Genomic DNA, 17,852 nt, shown 5'->3' on the forward strand with positions numbered 1-17,852 from the left:
GCCGATCAGGGGCGCTGCTGGGCAAACACGATCATCTGCCAGACGACGGCACCGAGAAGATCGTGTCGATGATGATTTGCCGGCAGAGCGCCGCCCTTGCCAACGGCGGTTTCGTCACCGCAGGTCTTGCAGCGATAGATGCCGCCATTGGCCACGATCTGGCCGGGCTGCCAGTCGCGGTCGAAAGCCGGAACGTTACTTTCGCGCAGAAAATTCTGGTATTTGAACTGTGCCATTGCAGACCCGTGTGCCGGCATTTTCGGATGCTTGCATGCCGTTGCTGCCTGCCGGAATGGTAGCAACAGGCTGACTATGCCGGACGTAATATTGACAATTGATGAAATGCCGCGGACGGCGGCTCCATTTCGCGTTTTGCCTCAATGGGTTCCGCTTGCGCAGGCAATGCGTTAAGAAGGCCGGATGCGTATCCGTTCCGACATTTTCGTTTCCGCCCTGATCCGTCGCGGCTTTTCTGCCGGTGGATTTGCGGCCGTCGTGCAAAAGGGTGCAGAGGCGGCGGGTGCCATTTTCATCCGCCAGCGGTTTCGCGATGGGCTGGAAAGCGTCTATGGCCCGGCCCCTCAGACCTTTGCCCGCGATGACGATGGCATGCGTCGCTTCGAGGCGCGGTTGGCGCGTGCTGAACCGTCCGCCGTCGATGCGGTTGTGGGGCGCGAAAGCCGGTTTGACTCGGATCTCTGGGTGGTGGAACTGGAGCTGGACGAGATCGGTGATCTCTTCGAGATCGTGAAACCCGACGAAGCTTAGCGACGACCGCCGCTGGCGCGTGCGGTTGTCGGTGCGGCTTCGGCCGGTGCCGCCTGAGCGAGCTTACGATCCTCATAGGTGTAACGATCGGCGCGGCCCCAGGCTTCCACCCGGCGGCCGCATTCATCGGCATCCAGCCCGTCCCACAGCCCCTCTGACTGCGGCACGTCGCCTTCCAGCTCATCGAGGTGGCGGTAAAGACGCTCGAGGATCAGCAGGGCTTCGTTGCGCGGCATGCCCATGGCTTTCAACGTGGTTCCCAGCTGTCGTCCGGAAATGTCGAGCATGATGCGCTCCGCAAGCCAGCGGCTGGCGGACAGCGCGTCGGCGAGCGTGGCCGCAAAAAGTTCGGCTTCGCGATTGCGGGCAAACCGCACCAGCAGTGCTTCCTGCATGGCCGTGAGCGTGCGCAGGCCAAGCCGGTCGCTTTCCGGCCGCACCACATGGGCTGCCATGGCGCGCAAACGCTCGCGCAGGGCTTCGTCATCGCCGGAAGGCGCGGCATCGAGCAGCGATCGCTGCGCTTCCGGCGCCTTTGGCTTTTCGGCTGCGCTCTTGCTGTCGTCGAGTGCGTGGCGCAAACCGACAAGTGCATCGATCACGGTCGGTGAAAGGTTTTCGCGGCGCACGATGGCGCGAACATGGGCGGCACCCTGTGTACGGGCGATGGTGATCAAGGTCTGGTCATCCAGACATTTCGACGTGGCGATGAATGGAGCGGAGATCGTGATCGGCTGGCTGGCGATAAAAAAGGCGACGGCAGCGGGGACGTTGGCCGACTGCGACAGCGCGGCGACTGCCTGGCGGCGTGCCTCTTCGCTGGAATTGGCAAACAGCGGTTCGAACAGTTCGGCAAATTGGCGCAGCTCTGACCTGGACGGGCGCTCGAGCCCTTCGAAGCTCGTCACGGTGGCCATGAGAACCACATCCTTCCTACGCATGGCCTGCGGCCTTTCAAGTTCCCGAAACCGGTCCACGGATAAATCCAACAACGCAATACTTTGACACCGAAACCGCCGGGTTTTGCGCCCCGTGGCGGGAGGACTGGCTTTAGACATCGCTTGACCGCGGGCCATGGCCCTGCCGCAAACACCTGTCTCACCATGAGGCAGAAGCTTAGGCAGATCACGGTTAATGAGCGGTGAAGACTGGCCGGTTTCGGGACGGAATGTCGTTTGTGTCACCAGGCAAATGGTTCTCTGCAGCTTTCCCGAATTTTTGTTCTCGTCAGCCGAACCGAAGCGGCACTCATGCGTTTTCTTCGCGGGCCTTGCGTTAGCGCAAGCCTGGCACAACTTTTAATAGGGATAAAGTGGCTTATTAGCATTAGCGAATTGTTAATCATCCAGGCCGAGACTGACGTGCATGCCCCGAAATATAAGGGTTGTTGGCGATTTCATCGCAGGCACCCTTGAGTTGCGGAGGCTTCTTGAAACGGAAAATCCGAAAATTCGGCAACTTCCGGTTTCAGGTCAGGATGGAATGTCGCTAAGTCCCGTTCAGGAAGAACCGGACATGCTGACGAGAAAGGCGCAGATGCCCCGGAAACGAGGATGCGCCGGCCCCTGAAAAGGGCAGGGTGAAATCGGTCCGTCCTTCATCCGTCTCGAAACCCCAATGGAGACGTGTAATGGCCAATGTAATTGTCCTGAAAGCATGGCGTGAACAGCATCCCGGCAGAGTTCCGGCAAGATCGCCGCATACCGCACCGGCAAAGGTGTTGATCTACACCGGCGTTCGCTATGAGCGGCGCGAAGTGAACGATCATCGCTCCATGGATCTGGCGCCGGTTCGGGCCGAGCAGAACTGAGAAAAAAACGACGGAGTTCCGTCGCGGGCGCTTAACGCCATTCCGCCGGCAGGCAGCCGGCAGAGGACAGAAAAGCTGCGGCCATGGGCCGGTAGCTCGGTTGTGGTGCCATGGCCCGCAACACCGCATACCCTTGCGTCAACGGGGTCTCGATAAGGATGGACTGGTTCAGTCCCTCGGGCATCGCCTTGCGCAGGGCCGTGGCTTGCAGCGGCGTGGCGACGATCACATCCAGCTTGCCGCCGGACGATGTTCGGTCGTTGATCGAAAACGTCTCGTTCGATGCCGGATCATAAACCGCCAGCGACCAGAACGGCACGCCCGAACCCGCGCTGAACCGCACCGGACGCTCTTCCGTATCGAAGGAACAGACGGCGGTTTCGAGGAACGGATCCTCCTGCGCCAGACCGGCATCATCGGGTTTCTGTTCGAGAATATGGAAGGTGAACGGCTCACCCTCCGAAATCACACGGCTATAGGCGTCACGATCGCTGAAATACGGCAGCGACAGCACGATGACGAGATGCAGCAGCGCCGCGCCGACAAGGCCGACGACGATGGCAAGCAGGATTTTAAGCATTGCCGCACCCGATTTTCTGCACTTTCGGCATGGACAGGTCGATCAGGCCGGAACTGCCGGCGGTCGGGGTGTCGAACAGCGTCAGGACCAGCCGGAAAGGCTGATGCGGCGCAACGGACAACCAGTTTCCGGGCTGGGCGGATGCGGAGATATCGACGGAAAAATCACCATTGGCACCGCGCAGCACCGTGCGGGAATTGAGCGCTGCCGGCAGTTCGGCACTTTCGGAGGGCGGCCGCCCGTTGGCATCGTTGGTGAACAGCGTCCACAGCCGCGCCGGTGGCGTATGTCCGGTCATCCGATAGGTGCAATTGCCATCAAGGCGGGCGCCGGTTTCATCGACAGCTGCGGTAAACGTCAGACCTTCGGCGGTGCCGTAAAGCAGCTTGCCGGCATTGGCGCGGTGCGATTTTGCATAAGGATCGGCATCGGCAGTCTGCGCGCGTGGAAAAGCCTCCCAGGCGCCGAGCTTGATCGCACCGAACCCGATCGTGGCCTCAAGCGCCACCAGCGTCGACCAGATGCCGCCGCCGAAGGCGATGGCAAGCGAAATGGCAATGAGAAGGGGAACACGCAGCACGTTTTATTCTGGACCTCGCGGACGGTGGCCGAGGATTAGCATTGATTCTGGCTGGAAGGAACCGGGGAGGGTGCTGCCATGCGCCCTTATGCCCGAATGATCCTGCTTTCTCGCGGCAGATGCTTTTGCCAAACCAGTGATCCGGGGCTATCAAGTCTGTGCCCGCCATGTTTCGCGGCACAAGGAATTTTCATGCACTGGTACGATTTCCTGAAGCGGCTTGTCACATTGCGTGGCAAGGCGCCGAGCGATACGCAGGCGCTCCAGGATGCTGACGATGATCGTCTGATTGTCTTTCTGCGAGCGCAGGACGATCCTTTGCAGTTTGCATCAATCGAAAGAGAAATCCGCAATGGTTTTCATCTGTTCCACTGGATGGATGGCAGCCGACATCATGGTGATCGTCGTGAGGCCGGATCTGTGTCGCTGGCCAGGCGTCCCGAACTGGCCAATGCGTTCATCTTTCACGGCGACGGGCGTGTCCGCGAGGTGGCGCTCAAGGTGCTGGATGGTGCGATTACCCTGCCTGTGGTCTTTTACGGGCTTGTGTCGCGCCTCAATGACTGGTCACCAGAGGTCCGGGCCGCCGCCAGGCAGACATTCGCGCGCTGTTTTGACAAGACGTCCATAGAGGTTTTGCTTCCGGCTGTGTGGGTCTTGCTGATCAATTCGAGGCACTGGCTTCGTTGGGCCGGTACAAACGATTTTCGCGAAGCAGTTATGGAGCGTCGCGATCTTGTTGAGGCATTGGTGAACCGCCTGGTATCGGAAAAACGCAGCAAAGCGGGCGGTGTTTTCGGGATCGTTTGCCAGAGCCGGCATGTCGATCCGCTTTTGCCCTTTCTTGCCGTGCATGCAAGCCAACCGCATATCAGGGCCATTGCCGTGAACTATCTGAGTGCCGCTTACGTGCGTTTTCCGTTGGGGACGTGGTCGCGGCAATGGGTGGACAAGTCTGCCGGCATGTTCCGGATGGTCCCCGACATGGGCGAACGGTCTGTCGGCGGCTATGATGTGAGTTCGGTCGTCGCGTGTGCCCTCGGTGACCGTGCCAATGCGGTTCGCAAGGAAGCCCTTGATGCAGTGATCCGGCATCGCCGGGATCCGGGTTTCCAGCCGTTGATTGTCAGATGTCTCAAAGAGCTCTCTGGCGACCCGAAGCCGAGCATCCAGTTTCGCCTGGAATATCTGCAGAGGATGCTGGCGGAAGAAACTCAACAGGGCCTTGGTACGGACGGATGAAACCGCCGCCTGGGCTATTTTCGCTGCCGCTCCCCCAGCCACCCATTCACGACCTCTGCCAGCCTTTCCGGTTCTTCCAGCGGTATCATGTGACCGGTCCCTTCGATCACCGCAAAAGCCGAGCCGGAAACTCCCTCATGCAGTTCAAGCGCTTCCTCGCGTGATCGCAGCCGGTCCTCATCACCCGAGATGACCAGCGTCGGGCAGGTGATCATCTGCAGCTCTTGACGCTCGTCGCGACGTTCGAGCAGCGATTGCCGCCGGAACACTGGTCCGCCGAGGCGCTGGCCCATTTCCTGGATGCGGCTGATGAGATCGCTGCGGCCGGTATTGTCGGGATGAAGCGAGGAGGCGACGGCGGCGGTGCTCAAGCCGCGAAAGGTGACGCCGTCCGGCTGGCTGAAAAGTGCCTGCTTGCGCTTGGCCTGCACCTCGCTATCGCCGCGTGCCGAAGTGGCGATCAGGATAAGGGCTTCCACCCGTTCCGGTGCCTGCCGGAAAATCTCGCGGGCGATATAGCCGCCCATCGAAAAGCCGATCAGGGTGAATGTCTGTGGCGCGTCCCGGAGAATGTGGCCGGCCATTTCCGCGAGTGTATCGCCCTCGGTCGCCACGGCGTGGACGACGGGTCCCCATTGCGCCAGCGCCGGTTCGACGTCGCGCCAGAGATCGGCATCGAGCATGAAACCGGGGATCAGCAGCAGGGGCATATGGTGTTTCCTTGGGTGTTGCGCGGCAGTATTGTGTGTATTTCGAAAATGTATAGATTTTTATATCTCGACTTATAAGCCCGTTATAGGTCTCCTGATACCTCCTGCGCCAAAGGGGTGTGGTATTAAAATCAGAGTATTTGTAATATTTGGAGCTTGCTATTCGGCGTTGCTTGCAGTGCTCGCCGGCACGGGCAATATTCTTTCGCAGGTGGTCGACTGGAATCCGACTGCGGATGGAATCGATAATCTTCTCGGATTGCTTTTCTTTGTTGTTGCCATCCTGCTTTCGATGAGCCGGCAGGCGCATGCGGTGCTCGGGGGAGCACCGGATCCGGTGACATTCCGGTGTGTCCTGTCGCAGAACCGTTCGGTCCTGCTTATCGGCATGGTCATCATCACAACGCTGGTCAACTTGGTCGTTTCCTTGCTGTCATCCTCCTACGCAACGGATGAGATGGTATGGCCATCGCCACTGCGGGCGGCGTTGCTGTCTGTCGTTTATGGCGTGCTTGCGCGGGTTATCATTGTCGAAAGCGTCGAGAGGATGCGGTACGCCTGATGGAAATAGGGGCCGCGGAATTGCTGTCCGCGGCCTGAAGCGTCGGCTCGTGGACGACGACTGCGATCTTATGGTTTCACATCCAGCCGGATCGGCGTCACTTTTGCCGTCTGAGGGCGGGCAGGGGCGGTGTCGGAGACAGTGCCGGGAGCAGCGCCGGCGACAATCGGGCCGGCGCCCTTCAAGCCTTCCGCAATGCCGCGCAGCACGCGTGCCGTTTCAGCCGACAGTGTGCGCGGACGCACCAGTGCCGGCGCGATCGGTTCGCCGCCCTTGTGGCTGGCATCGGCGATGCTCGGGCCGGTGGCGTGGTTGCCATGCGGCAGCGGGTTCTCGATGCCGGGGATGGGACGCAACTCGATGCCCTGATGGGCGTAATCCATCAATTTCTTGAAGGTCATGGCCGGAAGCGCACCGCCGGTCATGTTGTTCATCGAGGTGAAGTCGTCATTTCCGAACCAGACGGCGGTCGTGTAATTGCCGGTGAAGCCGATGAACCAGGCGTCGCGATAGCTCTGCGAGGTGCCGGTCTTGCCGCCGGTGACGACGCCGCCATCAAGGGCCGCGCGCCTTGCCGTGCCGATTACCGGGATTTGCGTGAGGATACGGTTCATCGACGAGGTCGCCTGTTCGGACACCACGCGTTTCGCCGCCGGTTCGTCACGGTTGAAGTCGTAGAGAACTTCGCCTTCGTAATTGATCACCTGCTCGACGCCATGGCGGCGTGACTGCATGCCACCGGCCGGCGTCACCGCATAGGCGGTTGCCTGATCCATGACGGTCACTTCCGAGGTGCCGAGCGGAATGGTCTTGTCGCGGCGCAGCGGTGTTTCCACGCCCATCTTGATAGCGGTGTCGGCGATCAGGTCGGTGCCGAGTTCATCCTTGGCAAGGCGAACCGGCACGGTGTTGAGCGACTGTGCCATTGCCGTCAGCAGGCTGACCCTGCCTTTGTAGGATCGCGCATAGTTCTGTGGCGACCAGCCACGCCAGGTGATCGGTGCGTCGGAAATCATCGTTTCCGGCGTAAAACCGCGCTCCATGGCGGCGGTATAGGTGTAGAGCTTGAACGACGAGCCGGGCTGGCGCAGCGCCTTGGTGGCGCGGTTGAACTGGCTTTCGCCGTAATCACGACCGCCGACCATGGCGCGCACGGCGCCGCCGTTTTCGATCATCACAAGCGCGCCCTGCTTGACGCGGTAGCTCTCGCCGAATTCGCGAAGGCCGGATTCCATTGCCGCTTCCGCTGCCTGCTGCAGGCCGGTGTCGACGGTGGTGCGCACCACGACGGAGCGCTGATGGATTTTTCCCGTTGCCGCGAGCCGCTGCACTTCGTCAAACGCCCAGTCGAGGAAATAATCGGGGGCGGTCACTTCCGCTCGGTCGATGGCGGTTGCCGGGTTGCGGCGCGCGGCCACGACCTGGCCTTCGCTCATCATGCCGCTCTGCACGAGATTGGTCAGCACTTCTGCGGCGCGCGCGCGGGCGGCCGGCAGGTTGACATGCGGTGCATATTTGGCCGGCGCCTTGAACAGGCCGGCCAGCATGGCGCTTTCGGCCAGATTGACCTCGGTGATGTTCTTGCCGAAATAGAATTGCGATGCAGCCGCTGCTCCGAATGTGCCGCCGCCCATATAGGCGCGGTCGAGATAGAGCGACAGGATTTCCTTCTTCGACAGGTTCACTTCCAGCCAGACCGACAGAAACGCTTCCTTGATCTTGCGTTCGATCGAGCGTTCGTTGGTCAGAAACAGGTTTTTTGCCAGCTGCTGCGTCAGCGTCGAGCCACCCTGCACGACACCGCCCGCCTTGGCATTTTCGCTCATGGCGCGGCCAAGGCCGATGAAATCGATGCCGTAATGGTCGAAGAAACGCCGGTCTTCGGTGGCCAGCACCGCCTTGATCAGGTGATCCGGCAATTCGTCGACGGGCACTGAATCCTCATGGATGATGCCGCGATGGCCGACCACGTTGCCGTAGCGATCGAGGAAGGTGACGGCGAAATCGCCGCGGTTGCGCCAGTCTTCCTTGGTTTCCTCGAAGGCGGGCAGGGCAAGCGTCAGAAGCACGACCGCGCCGGCGGTGCCAAAGGTCATCGCTTCGCCGGCCAGTTCGAAACCGAGACGTTTCCAGCCGCGCACGCGAAAACGGCGGAAGAAGATGGTGATCTCCTCCCATGTCTCGGCCAGCTTGAAGCCGAGATTCCAGACGGTTGAATCGATCCAGCTGTCGAGTTTCAGGAAAAAATGACGTTTGCGCTGCGGACGAGCCTTTTCAGGTCCGTTACCCGGTGCCGTCTTGCGGCTCTCTTCGGAGCCATTTTCGTTGTGCACGCCGGCGCTCCCACGTCTCATTTTCAACCGAGCCTTGACGCTTCCTTGCAGAAGGATCAAAAGCTGCCAGCATCTCCCTTAGGAAGCATTAGCTTATAAAAGGTTGACCGGCGAGATATGACGCGCCGCTGGTCTCGCTTTCGGGATAATTATTTGCGATCCGCGTTGCGAAAATAAAACAAATCATGGTCGAACAATTCTGGAAGACGAAACAGCTGGAAGAGTTTTCGCCCGCCGAGTGGGAAAGCCTCTGCGACGGTTGCGGTCTCTGTTGTCTCAACAAGCTGGAGGACTGGGAAACCGGCGCGGTGGCCTTCACCTCGGTTGCCTGTCGCCTGCTCGACGGTTCGACCTGTCGCTGTTCGGACTATCCCAACCGGCAGGCGACTGTGCCGGACTGTATTCAGCTGACGCCGCAAGAGGTGCGCGACATTGGCTGGCTGCCGCCGACCTGCGGTTATCGCCTCGTGCGCGACGGCGAGGACCTCAAATGGTGGCATCCGCTGATCTCGGGCGATCCCGAAACGGTGCATATCGCCGGCATCTCGGCCAAGGATCGCACCGTCAGCGAGAAGGATGTCGATGTAGATGATTTCGAGGATTATCTCGTCGACTGGCCGATGCATGTCGGTGAAAAGGCCTGAAAATTGACAGTGCGCCGGTTGCCCCGTCGGAACATACGGATGTCTACGCCATTTTGCTGATGTACTGATAAGGTCTGCAGCGATACAACCGAAAGGCCAAGTTGGGTCCGATAGCGTATCGTGGGTGGGTGATGAACGCTGAAAGCACATTGGCTGACCGTCTTTACGAGGCGGCGATGATCCCCGAACTGTGGGGCGATGCCTGTACCGCGCTTGCGGATACGGTCGGATCATCGACGGCATCGATCTTCACCGTCGATACGATCGGCAAGCACCGTTATGTGACGACGCCCAATATCGCCGATGCCTTTGCCGGTTTCATCGAGAGCGAACATCGCTTCAACAATCTGCGGCCTATCCGGGCGATGGAGCGGTATCCGTTCTCGTTTGCCCGCACCACGGACATTCTGTCGCCCGAAGAATATGCCAATGACGCGATCAACCGCGATTTCATCCATCCGCACGGCATGGAATGGGAGGCGGGATATGCGTTTCAGGAACCGACCGGCCATATTGTCGTCATCACCCTGATGCGCGCCTTCGGGCTTGATCATTTTTCGCCGGAGCAGTTGCAGCATCTCAACCTGCTGAAGCCGGATATTTCCCGCGCCGCCTATATGGCGTCTCGCCTCGCCTTCAGGGAAGCGCGCTCGATGACCGAGACGCTGTCGATGATCGGATTGCCGGCCGTGGTGATCGGCGATGCCGGTCAGGCGCTGGCGATGAACCCGGAACTGGAGGCGCTGTCGCCGCGCATCCGCACGGCCGCGGGAAACCGGCTGGTGCTGGAAAGTGTGGGTGCACGCGTTCTGCTCGACGAGGCGATTGCCCGTTACCGCGCTCAGGCGGAACCGACGGTGCAATCGGTACCGATGCTGGGCGATGACGGTGTGCCGCCGTTGATCCTGCATCTCCTGCCCATCCGTCGTGCCGCCCGCGACATCTTTTCCCGCGCCATGGCGGTTCTGGCCGTCACCGAAGTCGGGCAGGTGGGGCCGCCGGACATGCGCGTGCTCTGCGGCCTGTTCGACCTGACACCCGCCGAAGCCCGCGTCGCCCGCGGCATCGCCATGGCCCATACGCCGGAAATGGTGGCAGCCTCGCTCGGCGTTTCGGTGGAAACCGCGCGCTCGCACCTGAAACGCATCATGCACAAGACCGGCACGACGCGGCAGGCCGAACTGGTGTTGCTGCTGTCCGGGCTGAATGCGCCGGGTAGCGGACCGGGCGGATTTTGAGGACTATCCGTCAGATGGTACCTGCCAAGGGCCGGGTTGATCGGCAAATGCCGGCATGATCTCTGTCTGGATCGAGGCGCGTCTGATTTCGTAAGGCGCAGCTGTGTCTGCATGGACCTCGATCGGCCTGCCATCGGCATCGACCGCCAACAATCCGACAAGATCGATTGGGGCTATGCGGATATAGGCTTGCGCATTCTGTAAGGCGCGCTCAAGCTTTTCACGAATGGATGCCGGATCATAATCGGTTGGAAGCCCTTTTACCGACTGGTAGTCCTCGGAAGCGATGGACAGCCCTTTGTGGCGTATTTCGTCGATGATCCGCACAGGCGAAAAATGCGGTGGTTTGCCCGCTGCGGCCATGATGATGGGGCCGAGCAGGCAGAAATTCTCCTCGATCAAAAGGAGATCGACATAATCACGTGCCTTGCGGCGTGTGGAGGCAGCCAGCACTTTGTTGACGGCAAGATCGGCCTGATGCAGGCGGATGCCACATCCCGGATCGTCAACCAGCGGCATGAAGCGCTGCCGCGCTTCGCTCATCCATTGTATCAGGGTCGCTTCACCATCGCGTCCGACTGAGGCTTCAACGCAGCCATATATGAAGACATCGATCGATACGTCGAAGCCGTGTCGTCGCAGGTTGTCGATATCTCTTGTGGCCACGGAACCGATTTCCTCGTCCGTATCTTGAAAAATATCGATGTCATCGGATTGTCGTGGCCAATCCCGATTGAGAACCACGCCGCCTGCCAGGTAGCTGGATGCCGAGCGGTTCTGCGCGAGGATCTCCATGATGGCCTTTTGAAGCGATGTGGGGGCCATATCAGCTTTCCATCTCCGCAAGCAGACGACGACCGATGGCAAAGGCACGTGCATCCCCACGTTCCATCAATGCATTTGCGATAACCCTTGATCGATCGTGGATGTCTGGCAATCGATCGAGGTCGATATTGTCGAGAATACGCAGGCTGTAGAGTTGCAGTGCCCGGTCCATCAGTTCCTGCAGTCGTTGTTTTTTCTGCCGGTGTCCCGCGCGCAAGGTAGCGGCGTTGTCCAGAATGTCCTGCCGTTTGTGCGATGGCACAAGGACTTCCACCCGGACGAGGTCTGCCGCGCCGCCGCTTACACGATATCGCTTGATCCTGTCGTGAATTGCCATTGCCTTTTCCTCTGTGAAAAGTTTACCCGTATCCGGGATACGCTGCAAGGTTCGACAATCGGAGCAAATAATCCTACACCCACGCCCTTGACCTTCCCATGATGGGAAGGCCTACATGGTGCTGCGAAAGGATCCCGCTTCGCCATGAACACACCCATCGAACTGCTCACCAAACCCGTTATGCCCATCGAGCCGCTGACCATACCGGTGGAAGGGATGACCTGCGCTTCCTGTGTCCGCCGTGTGGAAACGGGTGCGGCAAAGGTGGCGGGGGTGGAAAAAAGCATCGTCAATTTCGCCACCCGAAAACTCACGGTGGAAACGGGTGAGGGGTTCGATCCGCTGACGCTTGAAAAGGCGATCCACAAGCTGGGTTATGACATCCCGGCGGGTGCGATGCTGCAGGCATTGCGCGATTCAGGTCGGATCGTGCCGGAGATTCCGGCTTCCGTCAGCGATCATGTTGATCACGATGGCCATGTCGAGGTTTCGGGGGGCGGGAAAACATCAGGCGCCGTCGATCATGACCATGCCCACATGCATGAAGGCGAGGAAGCCGTCCTGAAGCGCGATCTCGTCATCGCCTTTGTCCTCACCCTGCCGTTGTTCGTTCTGGAAATGACCGGCCATGCCTATGAGCCCTTCCATCACTGGCTGATGGAGGTGATCGACACGCAGACCCTTTATTATCTCTATTTCGCGCTGGCGACGGCGGTGATTTTCTGGCCCGGTTTGCGCTTCCTGCGGCTCGGTCTGCCGGCGCTGCTGCGTGGCCACCCGGAGATGAATTCGCTGGTCGCGGTCGGCGTGCTGGCGGCCTATGGTTATTCTCTGGTGACGACCTTCGCGGCGGATCTGCTGCCCCATGATGCGCAGCACGTCTATTACGAAGCGGCGACCGTCATCGTCACGCTCATCCTGTTCGGCCGTCTGCTGGAAGCGCGGGCGACGGGGCGCACCGGTGAGGCGATCCGCAAACTGGCCGGCCTGCAGGCGAAGACCGCGCGTGTCGAGCGCGGTGGGCAGGTTCTGGATATCCCCACGGCGGATGTCGTGGTCGGCGATATTCTCGTCATCCGCCCCGGTGAACGCTTGCCTGTCGATGGCACCGTCATCGATGGTCAGTCGAATGTCGATGAATCGATGATTTCAGGCGAGCCGCTGCCGGTGGAGAAAACCGCAGGCGCAACCGTGACCGGCGGCACGGTGAACCGCACCGGATCCTTCCGTTTCCGCGCCGAAAAAGTCGGCCGCGATACCGTTCTGTCCGGCATCATCCGGCTGGTGGAGCAGGCGCAAGGGGCAAAACTGCCGATCCAGGCGCTGGTGGATCGCGTCACCGCGTGGTTCGTGCCGGCCGTTATGGTGCTCGCCGTGCTGACTTTTGTGGCGTGGTTGCTGATCGGGCCGCAGCCGGTTCTCACCCATGCGCTGATCAGCGCCGTGGCCGTGCTCATCATTGCCTGCCCCTGCGCCATGGGGCTGGCGGTGCCGGTGTCGATCGTGGTGGGTGGCGGGCGTGCGGCCGAACTCGGCGTGCTGTTTCGCAAAGGCGAAGCATTGCAGACGCTCTCCGGCATCGATCTCGTCGTGGTCGACAAGACCGGCACCGTCACCAAGGGCCGGCCGGAACTGACGGACCTGTTGGTTGCCGATGGTTTTGCCGGCGATGACGTGCTGGCGCTGGTGGCGGCGGTGGAAAGCCGTTCCGAACACCCGATTGCCGAGGCGATCGTCAAGGCCGCTGAGGCGAGGGGGCTGGGCGTGGCGGAGGCGCAAAAATTCGAATCCACCACCGGCTACGGGATTTCCGCTCAGGTGAATGGCCACATGGTTGCCGTCGGGGCCGATCGATTCATGGAAAAGCTCGGGCTTTCGGTCACGCCTTTTGCCGATAGTGCGGCCCGTCTCGGCAATGAGGGTAAAACGCCGCTTTACGCTGCCGTCGACGGCAGTCTTGCAGCGATCATCGCCGTCGCCGATCCTCTGAAAGCGTCGAGTGCGGTCGCCATCAAGGCATTGCAGGCGCAGGGCATCGAAGTCGCGATGGTGACCGGTGACAATGCGTTGACCGCGAAGGCGATTGCCGCACAGGTCGGCATTACCAAGGTCGTTGCGGAAGTGCTGCCGGAGGGCAAGGTCGCCGCCATTCATGACCTGCGCGGTGACGGCAGGAAACTCGCCTTTGTCGGCGATGGCATCAACGATGCACCGGCGCTGGCTGAGGCCGATATCGGCATCGCCATCGGCACCGGCACGGATGTAGCGATCGAAAGTGCCGACGTGGTGCTGGTCGGCGGCGAGCTGACCGGCATCGTCTCTGCCATTGCCATCAGCCGTGCGACGATAAAGAACATCCGTCAGAACCTGTTCTGGGCGTTCGGTTACAACGTGGCGCTGATCCCGCTGGCCGCCGGCGTCTTCTACCCGGCTTTCGGCCTGACACTTTCGCCGATGATCGGGGCGGCGGCGATGGCGCTGTCGAGCACCTTTGTTCTTGCCAATGCACTGAGGCTGAAAACCGTGACAATCGGAGAGGCGACATGAATATCGGACAGGCCGCCGAGGCTTCCGGCGTTTCCGCAAAAATGATCCGTTATTACGAGGAGATCGGCCTGATCGCGCCGCCCGCGCGCACCGGCAACAATTACCGGGTTTACGGCGCCGATCAGGTGCATGTGCTGCGGTTCATCAAGCGCGCCCGCTCGCTGGGCTTTTCGCTGGAAGAGACCGAAACGCTGCTGAAACTGTGGCAGGACAAAAGCCGCACCAGCGCCGCCGTCAAGGATGTCGCGACGAGCCATATCAATGACCTCGAGCGCCGCATTGCCGAAATGCAGGGCATGGTGAAGACGCTGAAACATCTTTCGCATTGTTGCGGCGGCGATCATCGCCCGGATTGCCCGATCCTCGATGATCTGGCGGGCGACAGCCAAGCCCATACCCATAACGTATAAGGAGTTTTGACATGACAGCCATTTTCACCGTTTCCGACATGACCTGCGGCCATTGCGAAAAGACCGTGCGCGGTGCACTCGCCGACGTGCTTCCGGATGCCGCCGTCAGCATCGATCTCTCCACCCACACGGTGACTGTGGAGGGCGATGCAGCGACGGCGGAAGAAGCGATCCGCGAGGCAGGCTATTCGCCGGAGCGGGCGGGTTAAGCCTGTCGGATCACATCCGCATCATCGCCAAATTCGTATAGGCCACCACGAACAGCGCACGCGCCAGGGCCCGGTCAATTTCTCGGTTCATGCAGCGTTCGCAGGCGTCCATCGCCAGTTCGTAATTTTCCTTCGGTCCTGTCGTCGGGCATTCGCGCAGGTAACGAAGAGCGTCGTGTGGCCCGAAAATCGGCTGCTCCGAGCCGTCGTCATGCAGGACATAAACCGGCATGTTCCATCTCAACTCGAAATCCACTCTGAAAACAGCGTCCATAGCCAAAGCCTCCCGGCGCCATGCGCTCGCAAATCAGGTCGCTGCCCAAAATATCATGGGTGGATTCCGCTGTCCCGTTAAATTCGATTTATCTAATAAATTACTGAATGAGAGTATATATCAGATTATTTGTGTATTTGTGAGCTACGCGAAAGCAGGCGTGCGGTTGCCGGACCGGTGATGACGACGAAGATGAAGCGCGTTACTTGCATGGCCATCACGAAGGGCACATCGACATTGGTGGAGGCGGCAATGATGGCGACGCTGTCGGCGCCACCGGGGCTGGTGGCAAGATAGGCGGACAGCGGATCAATGCCGGCGAAATGGACGAGGCCGGCGGCGAAGCAGCCGCAGATTGCGATGAGCGAAAACACCGAGAGCAGCACGCGGGGCAGGGCGCGGGCGGCGTGGGCCACCACTTCGCGGGTGAAGCGCATGCCGATGCCCCAGCCGATGGCGGCAAAGCTGATGGCCAGAACCCATGGCGGCAGCACGATCGGCATAACGCCGGAAAATTTCAGCACCATGCCGGCGGCTAGCGGCAGAAGCAGCGGACCACCCGGAACTTTCAAGCGCATGCCGACCCAGGACGCGACAAGTGCTGCAGCGATGGTTGCGGCGAAGGCCAGCCAATCCACCGGCGGAAACCAGACGGTTGCCTGTTCCTCGACGATGGTGACGCCCATGAAGCGGGCGACGATGGTGGCGGCCAGCACGACACAGACGACGCGAACATATTGCATGAAGGCAACGAGGCGCATGTCTGCACCATAACCGGCTGACATCAGCGTCATGGCGGAGGCGGCACCGGGCGAGGAGCCCCAGATGGCTGTCGTGCCCGGAAAGAGTTTTGTGCGCGCCATCAACCAGCCGAGAAATGCTGCCGCGGCCACGGTGGAGAACACGCCGACGATAAAGATCGGCCAGTCGGACTTCAGTTCGCTGAACAGCGACAGTGGCATGTTGCTGGCGATCATCATGCCGATAATGCCCTGTGCGGAGGTGAACGCGCGGCTGCCGATACGCACGCCACCGCCCATCGTCGCCATCAGCACGGCCGTCGCCATCGGCCCCAGCAGCAGTGCGGCGGGCAGATGCATCAATTCCAGAAGAAAAACGATGACGGCGGAGACGAGAAGCAGGGCGATCCAGCGCAGCGGAACGGGCCATGTGGCGGGTCGCTTTGCCTCGAAGGCGCGGCCTGCTGGATTTCTCTCGGTCAAAACATGCTCCGTGAATGGCGCGGACCGGATCCGGCGGCACAGAGACAACCGGTATTCCGCAAAAGGCTGGATGCCGGGTTATGCCCGGGCGCCCTCGTGGTAATCACGTTCTCGGACAGCTCGCAAGGCTGGCAGGGGCGAAATCGATGCAATGCCATCTATCCGATGAGCAACTGATGCTGCGGTGCCGCAAGATATTTCCTCCCGGTTGTGCCTGTGCCCGGCATGGTCGATTTGCGCGAGGGATTTCCTGTGTCGGCGTTTACATCTCGCCCGCTCTCGCATAGTCACCGCGCCAGAACAGAATTTTGCGGATGAAGGCCCATGTTGATCAAGCAGAGCGACTACCATCGGATTTACAAGGTGATCCATAGCCTGCTCACCGCCAACAATGCCGATCCGGCAACGGCCGCCATGTATTTCTCCACCTTTGGCGCCTTCATTCTGGAGCACCATTTCAAGATAAAGGCGAAGCCGAAGGGCGGGCTGGCGGCCTATAATCTCGGCGGCGCGATGCTGCTGTTCGCAGACCATCGCGAAGACGGATATGTGACCGGTGCCGGCGAGAATTTTCATTGCTGGGTGGAGGCCGATGGCTGGGCGATCGATTTCATGGCGCCGGCCTTTCCGCAGACCGTGCCCGAACTGGCGGTGGCGTCCAAAATGTTCCAGCGGCCGCTCGCCGAGATGGCATCCGGCATCAACGCGCTCAACCAGTCCGGCGATTTTTTCTATCAGGTGGAAGCCGAGGCAATGTCTCGCCGTTTCGCCGAATGGCACAAACATGGCGCAATCGGCGACCTTGCATCCGTTGCCGCCGGCTGGTTCCGCAAGTCGCCACGACAGATGCCGGCTTCGCTCTCACTCAGCGATCGTGACGGCAAGGCAAGAACCGTTTCCCTGTCTGGCAATCCGCTTGCCGGCAGCTGGTAACGCCTGCTCGCTTACTCATCGGCCTTCAACTCTTCCAGCAAGACCGGGCCATGCCCTCCGGCGGCCAGCCGGTCGTCGGGGTTTCGAAGCGGGCAGTTTTTTAGCGACAGGCAGCCACAGCCGATGCAGCCGTTCAGTTCGTCGCGCAGACGCGTGAGGCGTTCGATGCGCGCATCGAGTTCGGCTTTCCATCCGGTCGACAGTTTTTCCCAGTCATGGGCATTCGGTGTGCGGCTTTGCGGCAGCGTGGCGAGGGCCCTGGCGATTTCCTTCAACGGGACGCCGGCCTTCTGGGCGACCCGGATCACCGCCACCCGCCGCAACACGTCACGATCGTAGCGGCGATGGTTGGCGCCGTTGCGCCAGCTGCGGATCAGCCCCTCCTGCTCGTAAAAATGAAGGGCCGAAACGGCGACGCCGGATCGCTCCGCCACGAAACCGACACTGACGCCATCACTGGCACGGATGCGTGGACTTAGGCTCTCGACAGAGGTGTAGCCTGCACTTGCACCGGCATCGCCCGGTGGTTTCGATTTTGCCATTTTGCATCTTGACCTCAAGTAAGGTTGAGATCGTACAGCATGATTTCGGGAATGGCAGCGCTTTTTTGAAACGTGCCCATGCAGT

Annotated in this window: 21 protein-coding genes; 10 read left to right on the plus strand and 11 right to left on the minus strand. The window is 60.5% G+C overall.

Annotation, left to right across the window (positions count from 1 at the left end; all coding sequences use genetic code 11):
* Positions 1-5: 5 nt before the first annotated feature.
* Positions 6-236, minus strand: a complete 231-nt coding sequence (locus AAIH70_RS08990) for a hypothetical protein (RefSeq protein ID WP_132271907.1) — start codon at positions 234-236, stop codon at positions 6-8.
* A gap of 184 nt (positions 237-420) precedes the next feature.
* Here AAIH70_RS08990 and AAIH70_RS08995 point away from each other — a divergent pair, with 184 nt between their 5' ends.
* Positions 421-768, plus strand: a complete 348-nt coding sequence (locus AAIH70_RS08995; protein ID WP_132271909.1) for a DUF1491 family protein — start codon at positions 421-423, stop codon at positions 766-768.
* Here the strand turns inward: AAIH70_RS08995 and AAIH70_RS09000 are convergent.
* Positions 765-1,709, minus strand: coding sequence for a DUF2336 domain-containing protein (locus AAIH70_RS09000; RefSeq protein WP_132271911.1), 945 nt, complete (start codon positions 1,707-1,709; stop codon positions 765-767). The two genes, AAIH70_RS08995 and AAIH70_RS09000, sit on opposite strands and share 4 nt — an antisense overlap.
* A 689-nt stretch (positions 1,710-2,398) precedes the next feature.
* Between AAIH70_RS09000 and AAIH70_RS09005 the strand changes: the two genes are divergently transcribed.
* On the plus strand, positions 2,399-2,578 hold the full coding sequence (locus AAIH70_RS09005; protein WP_132271913.1) for a hypothetical protein: 180 nt from the start codon (positions 2,399-2,401) through the stop codon (positions 2,576-2,578).
* Positions 2,579-2,609: 31 nt separating this feature from the next.
* Here AAIH70_RS09005 and AAIH70_RS09010 read toward each other — a convergent pair whose 3' ends face one another.
* A complete protein-coding gene (locus AAIH70_RS09010; protein WP_132271915.1) occupies positions 2,610-3,158 on the minus strand; it encodes a DUF1254 domain-containing protein in 549 nt (182 codons plus the stop codon).
* Positions 3,151-3,738, minus strand: coding sequence for a DUF1214 domain-containing protein (locus tag AAIH70_RS09015; RefSeq protein WP_132271917.1), 588 nt, complete (start codon positions 3,736-3,738; stop codon positions 3,151-3,153). Before AAIH70_RS09015 ends, AAIH70_RS09010 begins: the two co-directional genes overlap by 8 nt.
* A 78-nt stretch (positions 3,739-3,816) precedes the next feature.
* Between AAIH70_RS09015 and AAIH70_RS09020 the strand changes: the two genes are divergently transcribed.
* Positions 3,817-4,980 carry a hypothetical protein gene (locus AAIH70_RS09020; protein WP_132271919.1) on the plus strand — a complete coding sequence of 388 codons (1,164 nt, stop codon included), beginning with the start codon at positions 3,817-3,819 and terminating at the stop codon, positions 4,978-4,980.
* A gap of 14 nt (positions 4,981-4,994) precedes the next feature.
* Here AAIH70_RS09020 and AAIH70_RS09025 read toward each other — a convergent pair whose 3' ends face one another.
* Positions 4,995-5,690 carry an alpha/beta fold hydrolase gene (locus AAIH70_RS09025; protein WP_132271921.1) on the minus strand — a complete coding sequence of 232 codons (696 nt, stop codon included), beginning with the start codon at positions 5,688-5,690 and terminating at the stop codon, positions 4,995-4,997.
* Positions 5,691-5,868: 178 nt separating this feature from the next.
* Between AAIH70_RS09025 and AAIH70_RS09030 the strand changes: the two genes are divergently transcribed.
* The gene (locus tag AAIH70_RS09030; RefSeq protein ID WP_430033868.1) at positions 5,869-6,252 is read left to right on the plus strand and encodes a hypothetical protein; all 384 of its coding nucleotides are present in this window, start codon (positions 5,869-5,871) and stop codon (positions 6,250-6,252) included.
* A gap of 68 nt (positions 6,253-6,320) precedes the next feature.
* On the opposite strand, the gene AAIH70_RS09035 is transcribed toward AAIH70_RS09030, so the two are convergent.
* The gene (locus AAIH70_RS09035) at positions 6,321-8,606 is read right to left on the minus strand and encodes a PBP1A family penicillin-binding protein (RefSeq protein ID WP_132271923.1); all 2,286 of its coding nucleotides are present in this window, start codon (positions 8,604-8,606) and stop codon (positions 6,321-6,323) included.
* A gap of 164 nt (positions 8,607-8,770) precedes the next feature.
* On the opposite strand from AAIH70_RS09035, the gene AAIH70_RS09040 reads away from it, so the two are divergent.
* Both AAIH70_RS09040 and AAIH70_RS09045 read left to right on the plus strand, forming a co-directional pair.
* Complete coding sequence (locus AAIH70_RS09040) at positions 8,771-9,229, plus strand: YcgN family cysteine cluster protein (RefSeq protein WP_132271924.1); 459 nt, start codon at positions 8,771-8,773, stop codon at positions 9,227-9,229.
* A 131-nt stretch (positions 9,230-9,360) separates the two neighbouring features.
* The gene (locus AAIH70_RS09045) at positions 9,361-10,467 is read left to right on the plus strand and encodes a helix-turn-helix transcriptional regulator (RefSeq protein ID WP_132271925.1); all 1,107 of its coding nucleotides are present in this window, start codon (positions 9,361-9,363) and stop codon (positions 10,465-10,467) included.
* Between the two features lie 3 nt (positions 10,468-10,470).
* Here the strand turns inward: AAIH70_RS09045 and AAIH70_RS09050 are convergent, their stop codons facing one another.
* Positions 10,471-11,292: a nucleotidyl transferase AbiEii/AbiGii toxin family protein gene (locus AAIH70_RS09050; RefSeq protein WP_132271926.1), complete on the minus strand. Its 822-nt coding sequence runs from the start codon at positions 11,290-11,292 to the stop codon at positions 10,471-10,473.
* Position 11,293: 1 nt separating this feature from the next.
* The gene (locus AAIH70_RS09055; RefSeq protein ID WP_132271927.1) at positions 11,294-11,629 is read right to left on the minus strand and encodes a hypothetical protein; all 336 of its coding nucleotides are present in this window, start codon (positions 11,627-11,629) and stop codon (positions 11,294-11,296) included.
* Positions 11,630-11,773: 144 nt separating this feature from the next.
* On the opposite strand from AAIH70_RS09055, the gene AAIH70_RS09060 reads away from it, so the two are divergent.
* Genes AAIH70_RS09060 through AAIH70_RS09070 form a run of 3 tightly spaced genes read left to right on the plus strand, consistent with a single transcriptional unit; the run spans position 11,774 to position 14,795 of the window.
* Positions 11,774-14,176 (plus strand): heavy metal translocating P-type ATPase, encoded by a 2,403-nt coding sequence (locus tag AAIH70_RS09060; RefSeq protein WP_245519031.1) that lies wholly within the window; start codon positions 11,774-11,776, stop codon positions 14,174-14,176.
* Positions 14,173-14,586 (plus strand): Cu(I)-responsive transcriptional regulator, encoded by a 414-nt coding sequence (gene cueR, locus AAIH70_RS09065; RefSeq protein ID WP_132271928.1) that lies wholly within the window; start codon positions 14,173-14,175, stop codon positions 14,584-14,586. The genes AAIH70_RS09060 and cueR overlap by 4 nt, the downstream gene beginning before the upstream one ends.
* 11 nt (positions 14,587-14,597) lie before the next feature.
* Positions 14,598-14,795 (plus strand): heavy-metal-associated domain-containing protein, encoded by a 198-nt coding sequence (locus AAIH70_RS09070; RefSeq protein WP_132271929.1) that lies wholly within the window; start codon positions 14,598-14,600, stop codon positions 14,793-14,795.
* Between the two features lie 10 nt (positions 14,796-14,805).
* Here the strand turns inward: AAIH70_RS09070 and AAIH70_RS09075 are convergent, their stop codons facing one another.
* A complete protein-coding gene (locus AAIH70_RS09075) occupies positions 14,806-15,069 on the minus strand; it encodes a DUF982 domain-containing protein (RefSeq protein WP_132271930.1) in 264 nt (87 codons plus the stop codon).
* A 125-nt stretch (positions 15,070-15,194) separates the two neighbouring features.
* Positions 15,195-16,292 carry an AbrB family transcriptional regulator gene (locus AAIH70_RS09080; RefSeq protein WP_430033874.1) on the minus strand — a complete coding sequence of 366 codons (1,098 nt, stop codon included), beginning with the start codon at positions 16,290-16,292 and terminating at the stop codon, positions 15,195-15,197.
* A gap of 324 nt (positions 16,293-16,616) precedes the next feature.
* Between AAIH70_RS09080 and AAIH70_RS09085 the strand changes: the two genes are divergently transcribed.
* Positions 16,617-17,225: a DUF2026 family protein gene (locus tag AAIH70_RS09085; protein WP_132271931.1), complete on the plus strand. Its 609-nt coding sequence runs from the start codon at positions 16,617-16,619 to the stop codon at positions 17,223-17,225.
* Between the two features lie 11 nt (positions 17,226-17,236).
* Here AAIH70_RS09085 and soxR read toward each other — a convergent pair whose 3' ends face one another.
* Positions 17,237-17,767, minus strand: a complete 531-nt coding sequence (gene soxR / locus AAIH70_RS09090; protein WP_132271932.1) for a redox-sensitive transcriptional activator SoxR — start codon at positions 17,765-17,767, stop codon at positions 17,237-17,239.
* Positions 17,768-17,852 lie beyond the last annotated feature (85 nt).

It is taken from the genome of Neorhizobium sp. BT27B, assembly GCF_050455485.1.
GTDB lineage: Bacteria > Pseudomonadota > Alphaproteobacteria > Rhizobiales > Rhizobiaceae > Neorhizobium.